This window comes from Serinicoccus sp. CUA-874, from assembly GCF_001942225.1.
GTDB lineage: Bacteria > Actinomycetota > Actinomycetes > Actinomycetales > Dermatophilaceae > Ornithinicoccus > Ornithinicoccus marinus.
The window spans coordinates 123,553-136,396 of sequence record NZ_MKJZ01000039.1 but is presented as its reverse complement, the minus strand read 5'-3'; the positions used below and the strand labels follow the sequence as shown (position 1 = coordinate 136,396).

General features: G+C 73.3%; 11 protein-coding genes and 2 pseudogenes. 2 read left to right on the top strand and 11 right to left on the bottom strand.

Features of this window, described 5'->3' with window-relative positions:
• Together BJF80_RS17370 and BJF80_RS17365 are read right to left on the bottom strand one after the other, a co-directional pair.
• Window positions 1–371 (bottom strand): annotated as a pseudogene (locus BJF80_RS17370) (hypothetical protein); the annotation flags it as partial.
• Window positions 372–636: 265 nt separating this feature from the next.
• On the bottom strand, window positions 637–2,748 hold the full coding sequence (locus BJF80_RS17365) for a DNA gyrase/topoisomerase IV subunit B (RefSeq protein ID WP_187344392.1): 2,112 nt from the start codon (window positions 2,746–2,748) through the stop codon (window positions 637–639).
• A 185-nt stretch (window positions 2,749–2,933) separates the two neighbouring features.
• Between BJF80_RS17365 and BJF80_RS17360 the strand changes: the two genes are divergently transcribed.
• Window positions 2,934–3,149 carry a DUF7455 domain-containing protein gene (locus BJF80_RS17360; protein WP_075815562.1) on the top strand — a complete coding sequence of 72 codons (216 nt, stop codon included), beginning with the start codon at window positions 2,934–2,936 and terminating at the stop codon, window positions 3,147–3,149.
• A gap of 102 nt (window positions 3,150–3,251) precedes the next feature.
• A complete protein-coding gene (locus BJF80_RS17355) occupies window positions 3,252–3,740 on the top strand; it encodes a DUF456 domain-containing protein (protein WP_075815560.1) in 489 nt (162 codons plus the stop codon).
• 93 nt (window positions 3,741–3,833) lie between these two features.
• On the opposite strand, the gene BJF80_RS17350 is transcribed toward BJF80_RS17355, so the two are convergent.
• The 9 genes and pseudogenes from BJF80_RS17350 to BJF80_RS17315 form a co-directional block, all read right to left on the bottom strand.
• Window positions 3,834–4,613: a class F sortase gene (locus BJF80_RS17350; protein WP_075815558.1), complete on the bottom strand. Its 780-nt coding sequence runs from the start codon at window positions 4,611–4,613 to the stop codon at window positions 3,834–3,836.
• 1 nt (window position 4,614) lies between these two features.
• Entirely contained in the window at window positions 4,615–5,037 is a 423-nt protein-coding gene (locus BJF80_RS19485) for a hypothetical protein (protein ID WP_202817250.1), read from the bottom strand.
• Window positions 5,028–5,378, bottom strand: a complete 351-nt coding sequence (locus BJF80_RS19480) for a CHRD domain-containing protein (RefSeq protein WP_202817249.1) — start codon at window positions 5,376–5,378, stop codon at window positions 5,028–5,030. The genes BJF80_RS19485 and BJF80_RS19480 overlap by 10 nt, the downstream gene beginning before the upstream one ends.
• 164 nt (window positions 5,379–5,542) lie before the next feature.
• Window positions 5,543–6,331 carry an anti-sigma factor gene (locus BJF80_RS17340; RefSeq protein ID WP_075815556.1) on the bottom strand — a complete coding sequence of 263 codons (789 nt, stop codon included), beginning with the start codon at window positions 6,329–6,331 and terminating at the stop codon, window positions 5,543–5,545.
• Window positions 6,328–6,972 carry an ECF RNA polymerase sigma factor SigK gene (locus tag BJF80_RS19475; RefSeq protein ID WP_083673790.1) on the bottom strand — a complete coding sequence of 215 codons (645 nt, stop codon included), beginning with the start codon at window positions 6,970–6,972 and terminating at the stop codon, window positions 6,328–6,330. The genes BJF80_RS17340 and BJF80_RS19475 overlap by 4 nt, the downstream gene beginning before the upstream one ends.
• Complete coding sequence (locus BJF80_RS19470; protein ID WP_028130976.1) at window positions 6,942–7,397, bottom strand: SCO2097 family morphological protein; 456 nt, start codon at window positions 7,395–7,397, stop codon at window positions 6,942–6,944. Before BJF80_RS19470 ends, BJF80_RS19475 begins: the two co-directional genes overlap by 31 nt.
• Window positions 7,398–7,680: 283 nt before the next feature.
• Entirely contained in the window at window positions 7,681–8,319 is a 639-nt protein-coding gene (locus BJF80_RS21370) for a DNA polymerase Y family protein (protein ID WP_321166441.1), read from the bottom strand.
• Complete coding sequence (locus BJF80_RS21365) at window positions 8,220–8,843, bottom strand: Y-family DNA polymerase (protein ID WP_321166438.1); 624 nt, start codon at window positions 8,841–8,843, stop codon at window positions 8,220–8,222. The genes BJF80_RS21370 and BJF80_RS21365 overlap by 100 nt, the downstream gene beginning before the upstream one ends.
• Window positions 8,840–12,834: pseudogene (locus BJF80_RS17315) on the bottom strand (DNA polymerase III subunit alpha). Before BJF80_RS17315 ends, BJF80_RS21365 begins: the two are co-directional and overlap by 4 nt.
• Window positions 12,835–12,844: the final 10 nt, after the last annotated feature.

Sequence of the window (12,844 nt, the reverse complement as noted above, 5' to 3'; positions counted from 1 at the left end):
CGGTAGCCGCCCCGGTCCCCCCGGTCGTCTCGGCGGTACCCGCCCCGGTCTCCCCGGTCGTCCCGGCGGTAGCCACCCCGGTCACCGCGGTCATCGCGACGGTAACCACCGCGGTCATCACGGTCGTCGCGGCGACGCTGCGCCCGCTCGCCCTGCCCGCGCGGGTCCCGCTCGTCGCGGTCGCGCCAGCGCTGCTTGCCGACCGGACGCTCGTCCTGGGCGCCCCGGCTCGAACCGCGCCGGTCGCCGCGGCCGCCCTTGAGCTGGGCGCGGGCCTGCTTCTCCCGCGCCTGGCGGGCGGCCTTCTTCTGGGCGGCGGTGTGCCGGGGCTTCTTCTTGCCGGAGGCACCGGCACGGGCTGGCTTGGCCATGGAGGCTCACCTTCTCGAGTGGGTCGAGGTGGGTGCTCGCCTCGACGCCCTCGGCGTGACCGGACCTACCTCCAGGCGCTCGTCGCGGCGCCCGATCTCCCCCAGGATCGGATCGTCCTGAGGGGTGCACCCGGCCGCGTCGCACACGGCAACCGGGGAAGGAGCAGTCTACCGTGCGGCGCCGGCATCCCGAACCAACCCGCGCGCCCGCACCTCGGATCCAGCCGCAGCGGATGACGGTGGGCGTCCGGCGAGGAGGTCGGGGTCAGGCGTCGATCCGCTCCCGGTCCAGGTCGTGGGCCGAGTCGACGATGAAGTCCTTGCGGGGCGCGACCGAGGACCCCATGAGCAGGTCGAAGACCTCGTCCGCCCGTGCGGCGTCGGCCAACGTGATCCGCCGCAGCGTCCGGTGCCTCGGGTCCATGGTGGTCTCGGCCAGCTGGTCGGCGTCCATCTCCCCCAGGCCCTTGTAGCGCTGCATGGGCTGCTTGACCGTGCGGCCCTTCTTCTCCAGCCCCGCGACCGTGCGGCGCATCTCCGCCTCGGTGTAGGTGTAGACGAACTCCCGCTCCCGGCCCTTCCCCCGGCCACCGGCGACCTCGATCCGGTGCAGCGGCGGCATCGCGGCATACACCCGCCCCGCCTCGACCAGCGGTCTCATGTAGCGGAAGAACAGCGTGAGCAGGAGCGTCCGGATGTGGGCGCCGTCGACGTCCGCGTCGGTCATGATGATGACCTTGCCGTAGCGCACCAGGTCGAGGTCGAAGGACCGTCCCGAGCCGGCCCCGATGACCTGGATGATCGCCGCGCACTCGGCGTTGGACAGCATGTCCTGGACCGAGGCCTTCTGCACGTTGAGGATCTTGCCGCGCAGCGGCAGCAACGCCTGGTGGTCGCTGCTCCTGGCGAGCTTGGCGGTGCCCAGGGCGCTGTCCCCCTCGACGAGGAAGAGCTCGGAGCGCTCGGTGTCGTTGCTGCGGCAGTCCGCCAGCTTGGCGGGCAGCGAGCTGGACTCCAGGGCGTTCTTGCGGCGCTGCGTCTCCTTGTGCAGCCGCGCCGAGATGCGCGACTTCATCTCGGCGACGACCTTCTCCAGCAGCAGCGAGGCCTGGGCCTTGTCGCCGCGGTGCGTGCTCGTGAGCCGCTCGGTCAGGGCCTTCTCCACGGTGCGGGACACGATCGTGCGCACCGCGCTGGTGCCCAGCACCTCCTTGGTCTGCCCCTCGAACTGCGGCTCGGGGAGACGGACCGTCACGACGGCGGTCAGGCCGGCGAGGATGTCGTCCTTCTCCACCTTGTCGTTGCCGACCTTGAGCTTGCGGGCGTTGGTCTCGAGCTGCTTGCGGAAGACCTTCATCAGCGCCTGCTCGAAGCCGGCCAGGTGGGTGCCGCCCTTGGGCGTGGTGATGATGTTGACGAAGCTGCGCACCGTGGTGTCGTAGCCGGTCCCCCAGCGCAGCGCGACGTCCACCTCGCACTCGCGCTCGATCTCCCGCGAGACCATGTGGCCCAGCTCGTCGAGCATCGGCACGGTCTCGGTGAAGCTGCCCGACCCCTGCAGCCGCCAGACGTCGGTGACCGCGGCGTCGGCCGCGAGGTACTCGGCATACTCCGCGATGCCGCCGGAGTAGGCGAACGTCTCCTCCGCGGGCCCGTCCGCGCCCGGCGTCCCCGCGAGGCGGCGCTCGTCGCGGATGACCATGGTGAGCCCGGGGACGAGGAAGGCGGTCTGGCGGGCCCGGGCGACGAGCTCGTCGTAGGCGAACTGCGCCTGGGCCAGGAAGATCTGCGGGTCGGCCCAGTAGCGCACCCGGGTGCCGGTGACCCCGCGCCTGGCCTTGCCCACGACGGCGAGGTCGCTGCTGCGCTCGAACGGTGTGAACGCGGCGTTCGGGTCCGGGCTGCCCCCGGCGTCGTCGAAGGTCCCGGGCTCGCCGCGCCGGAAGCTCATGCCGTAGGTCTTGCCGGCGCGGTCCACCTCGACGTCCAGCCGGGCGGACAGCGCGTTGACCACCGAGGCCCCCACGCCGTGCAGCCCTCCGGAGGCGGCGTAGGAGCCGCCGCCAAACTTGCCGCCCGCGTGCAGCTTGGTGAAGACCACCTCGACCCCCGAGAGCCCGGTGCGGGGCTCGATGTCGACCGGTATGCCCCGCGCCCGGTCCCGGACCTCGACCGATCCGTCGCGGTGCAGGAGCACCTCGATCCGGTCGCCGTGCCCGCCCAGGGCCTCGTCGACCGCGTTGTCGATGATCTCCCACAGGCAGTGCATCAGCCCCCGGGCGTCGGTCGACCCGACATACATCCCCGGGCGCTTGCGCACCGCCTCCAGGCCTTCAAGGACCTGCAGGTGGCGGGCGGAGTAGTCCTGAGTGGTCACGACCGGCAGGCTAGCGCGGGGCGCCGACAGGCCCCGGGAGGCGCGGCGCGCTGCTGCTGGTCAGGACCGGCTTACGCGCAGAGCGAAACCCGCGCCGACCAGGGCACAAAGACGGGGCCGGACGACGTTGGCATGTTTGACTGTCACGACCAACCGTTGGTTGGCCTTTTGGAGAGGAGACCGCCGTGAACGCCACTCTGACCCCTGAACTGACCGCCGCCGACCGCTGCGACCGCTGCGGGGCGCAGGCCTACGTCCGGGCCCGCCTCGGGGACGGTCTGGAGCTGCACTTCTGCGCCCACCACGGGCGTGAGCACCTCGACAAGCTGCGCGCGGTGGACGACGTCCACATCCTGGACGAGACGCACCGGCTGGAGCAGGAGGAGACCCCCGCGGTCTGAGTCCCCCGCTCCGTCGACGACTCGACGGCTCCCGCCACCCACCACGGACGCCGTCCGGCACCGCCGGGCGGGCGTCGTGCTGCGTCGGGCAGAATCGGCGCCATGGAGCCCGCCGAGATCCTCATCCTGGTGCTGATGGCGATCGGTGTCGTCGGCGTCGTCATCCCGATCCTGCCCGGGCTGCTCGTCGTGCTCGTGGGGTCCCTCATGTGGGCCCTGACGCAGCAGAGCACGCTGGGGTGGGTGGTCTTCGCGCTCTCAGCGCTGGTCTACGCGCTCGGCGTCGCGCTGCAGTGGGCCGTCCCCGGTCAGCACATGCGCCGCGCCGGGGTCCGCACCTCGACTCTCGTCATCGGCGTGCTCTGCGCCCTCGTCCTGGGGTTCGTCATCCCGGTCGTGGGCCTCTTCCTGGGCTTCCCGCTCGGGATCTTCCTCGTCTCCCTGGTCCGGACGAAGGACCGCCGTGAGGCGCTGCGCCACACCCGGCTGGCGCTGCGGGCGGTCGGCCTCAACATCCTCATCGAGCTGGCGACCGCCTTCGCGCTCATCGCGATGTTCGTCGTGAGCGCGTTGGTGCTCACCCCCTCGTGAGCACGAGAGACGCCCTCCGGTGCCTGTCTCCCTGCGGACGGCACCGGAGGACGTGGTTCGTGGGTCCTGCCTGTGATCGGGTCGTTGCGCCGGTCAGCCCTCGACCATCCGGGCATACGCGACGGTGTTGTCCTCGTGGCTGCCCTCGGACTCGTCGAACTCACCGCCACAGGTGATGAGCCGCAGCTCCGGCTCGTCCGTCGGCCCGTAGACGTCGACCGTCGGGAACTCGTCCTTGGGGAACTGGTCGACGCGATAGACCTCGTAGGTCACCGTCTGGCCGTCCTCGCGGTCCACCTCGGCGGTGTCGCCGGGCTCCAGGGCGCCGAGCTCGAAGAAGATCGACTCGATGCCTCCGGCACCGGTCACGTGCCCCTCGATGACGGTCGGCCCGACCTCTCCGGGCGTGGGTGACCCGTCGTACCACGCGGCCTCGTGGTAGCGATCGCCACTGGGCACCTCCAGGGTGCCGTCGTCGGCGAGACCGAGGGCGTGCAACGGGCTGGTGACCGAGATGGAGGGTATGCGCACCTCCACCGGCTCCGAGGGCTCCAGGCCCTCGACGGTCCGCTCGGCGTCGGACCCGTCCTGCTCGTCCGACTCCTCGGGACCCGGCACCGCACCCGCGGCCTCGTCCGAGGCCTCAGGCTCCGCCGTGGTCGGCGCGGCGTCGCTGTCGGGGTCCTGCGTGGCCGCGGCGCCGTCCTGCTCCGAAGCGGTCTGCTGCGCGGTGGCCGGCGTGGGCGAGGGCGGGTCGGGCCGCTGCGTGCCGAACCCGACGCCGACGACGATCACGCCGACGAGGACGGCGAGCACGGCCAGGGCCGTGAGGGCGAGGCCCGCACGGCCCTGGTCGGTGCGCTCGGGCGACATGTCAGCTGTCGGTCCGGCGGCGCTGGTTGAGCGCGAAGGCACCCGCACCGGCCGCGGCGAGCAGCGCGCCGCCCGCGATCATGCCGGCGTTCTCCATCCCGGTCGTGCTGCCACCACCGGTCTCCACGCCGCCACCGGGGGCGCTCATCTGGCCCATCTCGAAGGCGCCGCAGGCGGCCGGGTCGGTGGCCTCCGAGGGAAGGCTGTCGTCCAGGTCGGACATCTGCTCCCCGTCGTACTCGCCGGAGCCGTTGTGGTCGACGCCGTGGATCACGACGACGCCCTCACCACGGTGCAGCGCCTGGCCGACCTCGTTGGGCACCTCGAAGGTCCGCTCGTAGGTGTAGCTGCCCTCCGCCGGGAAGTTGGCCACGTCCAGCGCGGCGGCCTCGGAGGTGTCGGCGTCGTTCCCGGTCAGCGACACCCGGACGGCGCCGTAGCTGTCGATGCGTCCGTGGTGCGGATCGCACCCTCGTAGCCGCTGCCCTCCATGTTCGGGTCCGGGCACTCGCCCGCCCCGCCGATGTGGATGTGCTGGGCGTGCGGGGACCCGTCCAGCAGACCCTGGGCCTCGACCTTGATCCACACCTCGTTGCCGGTCACCTTGGCCCAGGCCTCGCCCGAGGCGCCGGAGTCGTTGAGCTCACCCAGCGTGGTCATGAGCTCGACCGTCTGGTTCTCGTGGTCCGCCAGGGCGGGAGCGGCGCTCATCGCGACGAGGGCGGGGGCGGCCAGGGCGGCCATGGCTGTGGTGATCTTCTTCATCGAGGGTCACTCCTTCTATCGCGTACCGCCGCGACCGTGTGCCGCGACGAGGGGTACGCACAGGATTCGGAGCACCTCGACAGCCGGATTGCCGATGTGAGGCACATCACATCAGAGCCCGCGACGCCGCCCTGCTCGACACTGGCACTGCGGCGTCGCTCGGCTCAAGTGAGGGGGACGACGACGAAGGGATCGGTCGTGGGCTGCGCCGAACCGCCCTCGGGCTCGACGGTGAGCCCGACCGCCACGGCGCCGTCGGGGGAACCCTCGAGCAGGGCCTGGCCCTCCTCGAGCATCTCGGGCTCGAGCACCCCCGCGGAACGTGCCGTGCCGTCGGCGCCCACGAACCAGGCCTGGTAGACGCTGCCCGCCTGGGGCGCGGCGAACCCGCTCGGGAAGCGCACCACGGCCTGACCCTCGGCGGCGGACACGACGACGGCCACCGGACCGTCGGCGGTGTCGGCGGTGCGCTCGGCAGCGTCCTGCGCCTGCAGGACCTGCGTCGCCGGATCCCGGTCCAGCGCCTGCGTCAGACCCCAGACACCGCCGGCCAGCACCACCGCGGCGGCAGCAGCCGCCAGCCATCGACCCGGTCTGGGGCCGCGACGCTCCCGGGCGGCCTCACGACGGCCGGCCAGCGACGTGACCTCGGCACCGGCATCCTGCCCCGTGCCGCCCTTGACAGGATCTCCCTGCGTCCCGGGCTGGGTACTGTCCTGCGGCCGGCCCTGCGCCTCCGCGGCGACCATGTCGAGCACGGTCGCACGCAGCTGTGAGGGCGGCTCCACCTCGAGGTCCTCGGTCAGCAGGACCGTCGCCTTCCGGAGGTCCTGGACCTCACGACGGCACTGCTCGCACCCCTCCAGATGGGCCTCGAACGCAGCTCGCTCCTGGGGGTCGACGGCGTCGACGGCGTAGGCCGCAGCCAGGTCGTGCATCTCACCCTCGGTCATCCCTGCTCACCTCCGCCCAGCTCCCTGCGCACCTTCCTCAACCCGTCCCGGATCCGCGTCTTGGCCGTCCCCAGGGGGATGTCCATGCGCTCAGCCACCTCACGGTGCGTGAGTCCGGAGAAGTAGGCCAGGGCCACGGTGGTCCGGTGCGGCTCACCGATCCGGTCCAGTGCCGTGCGCACCCTGGTCGCCTCCATCCGCTCGACCGCCTCCTCGGCGGTCGCGTCGTAGGGCGGTGTCGTCTGCTGGGATTCGTAGCGGTCCAGCCGATCGGATTGCGCCTGCTCCGAACGCACCCGGTCCACCGCCCGACGGTGGGTCAGCGTCAGGATCCACCCCAGGGGCGAGCCACGGGCCGGGTCGACCTCGCCCGCCTGGCGCCAGAGCTGCAGGAAGACGTCCTGGACGACCTCCTCGGCCAGGTTCCGGTCGCGCAGGACGCGCAGGGCCAGACCGAACACGCGCGGCGCGATGAGGTCGTAGACCTGCGCCAGTGCGGTCTGGTCACCGTCGGCGACCCGACCCACCAGGACGGCCAGGTCCGGGCGCTCGCCCCCGGAAACGTCGACGACCCGGGCAGGGCCCGGGTCGTGGTCTGAGGTGCCGGAGGTCAGAGACCCTGCTCCCGTCGCCGGTCCCACTGCTGCTCCATCCGCTCCATGAAGGAGCCGGACCGGGGGTTCTTCTTCCGCCCGGATCCGGAGGCGGGACCCGTGGTGCCGGGCTTGCGGACCGTTCCGTCCTTGCCGACGACGCCCAGCCGGCCTGACCCCGCACCCTTGGTGGAGCCGGTGCGGGCCGGGGAGGCGGCCCAGGCACCACCCAGCACCATCGCGAGGAAGCCCAGGGCGCCGACCCAGATCATGGAGGACATCACGCCGATGACCACCAGGGCCAGCCCGGCGAGAGCGCCGATGACTCCCAGGACGAGCCGCCGCCGGTCCAGCCCGCCAGCTGCTCCGCCGGACGCGGGGCGCTTGAGCTGGCTCGCGAGGCGGGGGTCCTCGGCATAGAGGGCCTGCTCCATCTGCTCGAGCACACGCTGCTCGTGGTCTGAGAGCGGCACGTTCACCTCCGGTGGTGCGAGTCATCGGTCGTTCGGTCGGTGACACGGAGACCGACGCCATGGTCCTGATCTCCAGGATAAGACGTGAACGAGTCGAGCACTACCCGGAGTTCCCCGGACCGGGTCGGCGGGGCCGGAGGTCCTCCTGGCAGAGGGTATGCGTGGCCGTCCGGCAGCGGAGCAGGCTGGTCCGACGCACGCTCCGGGTGGTCCTCCGGCAGCGCAGCAGGCTGGTCCGACGCACGCTCCGCGTCGCCCGTCCGGCGCCGGCGCAGGCGGCCGCTCACCGGCACAGCAGGCTGGCCGGACGCACCGCCTGCTGCCCGAACCGGGCAACCGCCCGGTCGGCGGCGCGCTCGGCCTCGCGCCAGCCCCGCTTCGGTTCGTCGAGCCTGCCCTGGACCGGCGTCTGCCCGGCTTCCGTGATGCCCTCGACCCGCACCCCGAGCATGCGGATCCGGGCACGCTGCAGCCCCAGCGCGGCATACAGCGCGCAGGCGGTGCCGTGCACCTCACGGGTGACGTCGGTGGGGACGGCGACGGTGCGGGACCGGGTGATGGTGGTGAAGTCGGAGAAGCGCACCGTGAGCACCACGGTGCGGCCCAGCACCCCGGCATGGCGCATGCGGCTGGCCGTCCGCTCGGCGAGGTGCAGCAGCTGCCGGCGGACGAGGTCCGGGTCGTCCACGTCGTGGCTGAAGGTCTCCGAGGACCCCACGCTGCGCTCCCGGCGCTGCGGCACGACCGGGTCCTCGTCGATCCCCCAGGCCAGGGTGTGCAGCCGCGCGCCGGACTGCTCGCCGAAGGCGCGGCGCAGCGTCGTCACGGGCACGTGGGCCAGCTGGGCCACCGTGTGCAGGCCCAGCCGGTGCAGCTCGGCCTCGGTGGACTCCCCCACCCCCCACAGCGCACCCACCGGCATCGGGTGCAGGAAGGGGACGACCTCCTCGCGGGCGACCACCCGCATGCCGTCCGGCTTGGCGACCCGGGAGGCCATCTTGGCGACGGCCTTGGAGGGGGCGGCGCGACCGAGCAGGTAATCCCCTGCTCGTCGGCCACGGTGTCGCGGATCCAGCCGCCGATCCGCTCCGGGCCTCCCCAGCGTCGTCCGGTCGCGGAGAGGTCGAGGAAGGCCTCCTCCATCGAGACCGGTTCGACCTGGGGGGTGACCTCGGCGAAGATCGCCATCACCGCCTCGGAGACCCGGGCATAGCTGTCCGGGTCGGGCCGGACCACGACCAGCGGCGGGCACAGCCGGCGTGCGGTGGCCATGGGGATGCCGGACCGCACGCCGTAGGCCCGGGCCTCGTAGGTCGCCGCGAGCACCACGCTGCGCCAGCCTCCACCGACCACCACCGGCAGGCCGCGCAGGTCCGGCCTCTCCAGCAGCGAGACCGCGGCGTAGAAGGCGTCCATGTCGACGTGCATCACCCACCCGCGACTCACCACCCCGGGCTCCCCGGGCTGGAGTGCCACAGCTTGGTGCCCGGCTGCCGGGTCGCTTCGCCCGCGGGCGCGACGTCGGCATACGGCGACTGGGCGAAGCCGGAGGCGTGCAGCAGCACCCGGCGGCCCGCCGGGGCACCGGCCTTCTCCGAGGCCCGCCGCGAGGCGTCCTCCGCCTCCTGCGCCAAGAGCCGGGCGGTGCGCTCGGCCTGCTCCATCACCTCGAGCGCCGCGGTGCGACCACCGAACTCCCAGGCCTGGGCGACCTCCCCCAGCTCCCAGGCCGCGGTCGCCCTGATCGACACCCCGCGCGGACCGGTGCGGCGCACCACACCACGCACCATGAGCAGCCAGGAGTGGAACACGGTCGCGGCGTAGGGACCCTGGACGTCCTCGAAGAAGGTGGCGTCCGCCGGTCCGCTGCCGTCGTCCACGGTGAGGAAGACCACCCGCCTGCCGGACCGCACCGGCGGGGTCTGGGTCGCCACCTTGGCACCGGCCACGAGCACCTCGGCACCGCCACGGTAGGAGAGCAGGTCCCGGGACCGGGTCACCCCGAGGTCGGCCAGCATCGGACCGAAGCCGGCCACCACGTGCTGGCTGACGTCCATGCCGAGCACCTCCAGCTCGGCCCGCAGCTGCTCGGACCCGCTCATCTCCGGCAGGCCGCTGCCGACGAGCGGTGCGGGGTCGTCGCCGAGCTGCAGCGTCAGCTGCGTGGTCGCGGAGGCGGAGGTCTGGTGCCAGGACCGGCGCCCGACCGCCTGGCCCTCCGCCCGCGCCGCCACCTCCCCGGCGCCGAGGGCGGGAGCCGGGCGGTGCCGCGCGGCACCGGCGCGGCCGCGACCGCTGGCGGCGTGGCGGGACCAGCGCTCCAGGTCACGCACGTGCAGCATCAGGTCGCGCCGGGTGAGACCCACCCGCCCGGTCGCCGTCCCCGCCCGGGCACCGGGACGTGCGGGGCGAGGGGCACGCCGTCCGACCCGGTGCAGCTCGTCCAGCCCCCCGGCGAGCACCAGCCGCTCCGCCGTCGGGCGGCTGGGGCGGGCCCGGTGCCACAGGTCTGCCAGGGAGTCGTAGGGCTGGCCGGCGACGATCCGCGAGACCTCGTCCTCGCTGATCCCCTTGACGTCGGACAGGGACAGCCGGATGCCGTAGCCACCCGCCCGGCGCTCGATCAGCCGCATCGTCGCGTCGACCCGGTCGGCGCCCGCCGCAGCGTGCCCTGCGCCGTGGCCGGCTGCACGGTGGCGTCGAGAGGACCGAAGCCGCCCCGGCCACCCGCCTCCTGGTCAGGCGGGTCGTCCTCGCCCGAGCAGGAGGGGTCCACGCGTTCGACCCGGTAGGCCGCGCCCGAGGCGTTGACGTCGAGCCCGAGCACGTGGACCCCCATCGTCCTGGCCTCGTCCAGGATGAGGCGCTTGGGATACATCCCCGGGTCGTGCGTGAGGACGCCGGCGAGGAAGGCCGCCGTGTGGTGCGTCTTGAGCCAGGCCGACTGGTAGGTCGGGAGCGCGAAGGCCGCCGCGTGGGCCTTGCAGAAGCCGAAGGAGGCGAAGGCCGCCAGCACCTCCCAGATCCGGTCCACCTCCCCCGGGCGGTAGCCCCGTGCCGCGGCCGCCGCGCGCCACCACACCTCCACCTCGTCCTGCCCCGCCGGGCTGCCCATGGCCCGGCGCACCTCGTCGGCCTGGGCCAGGGACACCCCGGTGGTCCGGGCGACGATCTGCAGCACCTGCTCGTGGAAGACCACCACCCCGCACGTCTCCTCCAGGTAGGGCACCAGGCTGGGGTGGAGGTACTCCGGCTCGCCCCACCCCTGCCGCGCGTGCAGGAAGGGTCGGATCATGTCGGACTTCACCGGCCCGGGACGGAAGAGCGAGATGTCGATGATGATGTCGGCGAAGGTCTCCGGGGCGAACTTGCCGACCAGCTCCCGCTGCCCGGGCGACTCGATCTGGAAGCAGCCGAGGGTCCGGGTGGACTGGATCAGGGCGAAGGTGTCCGGGTCGTCGAGCGGCACCTGGGTCCGGTCGTCCAGGTCGATCTGCACGCCGTCGACCCGCGCGACCTCGTCCAGGGCGTGCGTCATCGCCGACTGCATCCGGATGCCCAGCACGTCGAGCTTGAGCAGGCCGAGCTCCTCGACGTCGTCCTTGTCGAACTGGCTCATCGGGAAACCCAGCCAGCTGGACTCGACCGGGGTCCGGTCGAGCAGCCCGGTGTCGGACAGGACCACACCGCACGGGTGCATCGCGAGGTGTCGGGGCAGACCGTCCAGCGACTCCACCAGCTCCATGAGCAGCTGCATCCGTGGGGCGTCCAGCCCCTGACGGCGCAGCTCGGGCAGGTCCCGGACCGCTGAGCGCGCGTCCCGGGCGCGGATGTGCGGGAAGGCCTTGGCGATGACGTCGATCTCGCCCGGCGGCATCCCCAGCGTGGCGGCGACGTCCCGCACGGCGTGCCGCACCCGGTAGGTCTCGGTCATCGACACGCAGGTCACCCGCTCGGAGCCGAAGCGTTCCAGGATGCGTTCGTAGAGCTCGGTGCGGCGGGCGGACTCGACGTCGATGTCGATGTCCGGCAGCTGGGCGCGCAGCGGCGAGCAGAAACGCTCCATGAGCAGGCCGTGCTCCAGCGGGTCGACACCGCTGACGCCCAGCAGGTAGGTGACCAGGCTCCCGGCCCCCGACCCGCGGGCGGCCACCCGCACGCCGTTGTCCCGGATCAGGTCGCACACCTGGGCCACCGTGAGGAAGTAGGTCGGGTAGCCCAGGCCGGCGATGACACCCAGCTCGTCCTCGAGCCGCTCGTGGATCCTGCGCCGGGACGAGGCCCCCGCACCGGGATATCGCGTGGTGACGGCCTGCGTGCAACGCTCGGTGAGGACCTGGTGGGCCTGCCCGACGCCCTGCACCCCCAGCACCTCGGGCTCAGGCAGATGGACCGCTCCGATGCCGAGGTCGGACCGGGCGTCCTGGTGGCAGGCCGCGGCCAGCTCCAGCGTCTCCCGCAGCAGCTCCTCGGCGCGGGCCCCCGGCCCGGCGGCGTGCTCGAGCTGGCGGGCCAGCCCGTGCATGGCGGCGGTCGTCGCCAGGTGACCGGCGCTGCTGACCCGGTCCAGGTGGCGCTCGTCGAGCGCCACCCGCCGCCGGGCGGCGTCGAGCACGTCCACCACCCTGGCCTGGTCGGGACGGGCGTGCCGCACCGCGGCCGTGAGCACCGCGGGAATGCCCGCCTCGCGGGCCAGCGCCCAGGTGGCCGTGGCGTGCGCCAGGCTGCCCGGCGTGCCGTCGGGACCGCCGTGGCAGACCACCTCGACCCGCACGGCCCCCGGCGGGAGCAGCCGGGCCCACCCCGTGAGCAGCTGCCTGGCCAGGTCCCGGCGGCGCGCCAGCAGCGCCCTGCCCACGTCGGAGTCCGGGCCGAGCAGCAGCACGACGGGGGCCACCCCGGCCGTGGCGGTCACCGCCCGGGCGATCAGCTCGGGCGTGACCCGGGGCACGGAGCGTTCGCCTGACAGGTGCGTCTGGGTGACCAGACGGCACAGCCTGGCCCACCCCGCCCCTGCCTCGGCGCCACCGCGCTGGCCGCGTGCGAGGAGCACGACCCTCGGTTGCTGGTCGTCGACCAGCGCCCCGCCCTTGACCGGACTGCGGGGGCCACGGCGCTCCGGCCGGGCATCCGGTCCCTCGCCCCACCCGCGGCCGGGAGCCACCCGCCGAAGGTCCTGCTGCTCCTGCTCCCGGAGCCCGGTGACGAACGGGCTGCGGTCGACGCCGGGGTGGCGGGTCTGTCCTCCCGGCCCGGGTGGCGAACCCGCCAGGGCGAGGTCCACCCCCAGCACCGGCGCGATCCCGGCCTCGCCGCAGGCCCGGACGAAGCGCACCGCGCCGTAGAGGCCGTCACGGTCGGTCAGCGCCAACGCCGACTGCCCCAGCTCGGCGGCCCGGGCCACCAGCTCGGCCGGGTGGGACGCGCCGTAGCGCATCGAGGCGCTG

What these genes read in the sequence shown, in the direction of transcription:
- BJF80_RS21370 (WP_321166441.1), bottom strand. Translation starts at nt 8,319, where the DNA reads ATGCCGGTGGGTGCGCTGTGGGGGGTGGGGGAGTCCACCGAGGCCGAG.
- BJF80_RS17340 (WP_075815556.1), bottom strand. Translation starts at nt 6,331, where the DNA reads ATGACCGAGGGTGAGATGCACGACCTGGCTGCGGCCTACGCCGTCGAC.
- BJF80_RS17355 (WP_075815560.1), top strand. Translation starts at nt 3,252, where the DNA reads ATGGAGCCCGCCGAGATCCTCATCCTGGTGCTGATGGCGATCGGTGTC.
- BJF80_RS19480 (WP_202817249.1), bottom strand. Translation starts at nt 5,378, where the DNA reads ATGAAGAAGATCACCACAGCCATGGCCGCCCTGGCCGCCCCCGCCCTC.
- BJF80_RS17350 (WP_075815558.1), bottom strand. Translation starts at nt 4,613, where the DNA reads ATGTCGCCCGAGCGCACCGACCAGGGCCGTGCGGGCCTCGCCCTCACG.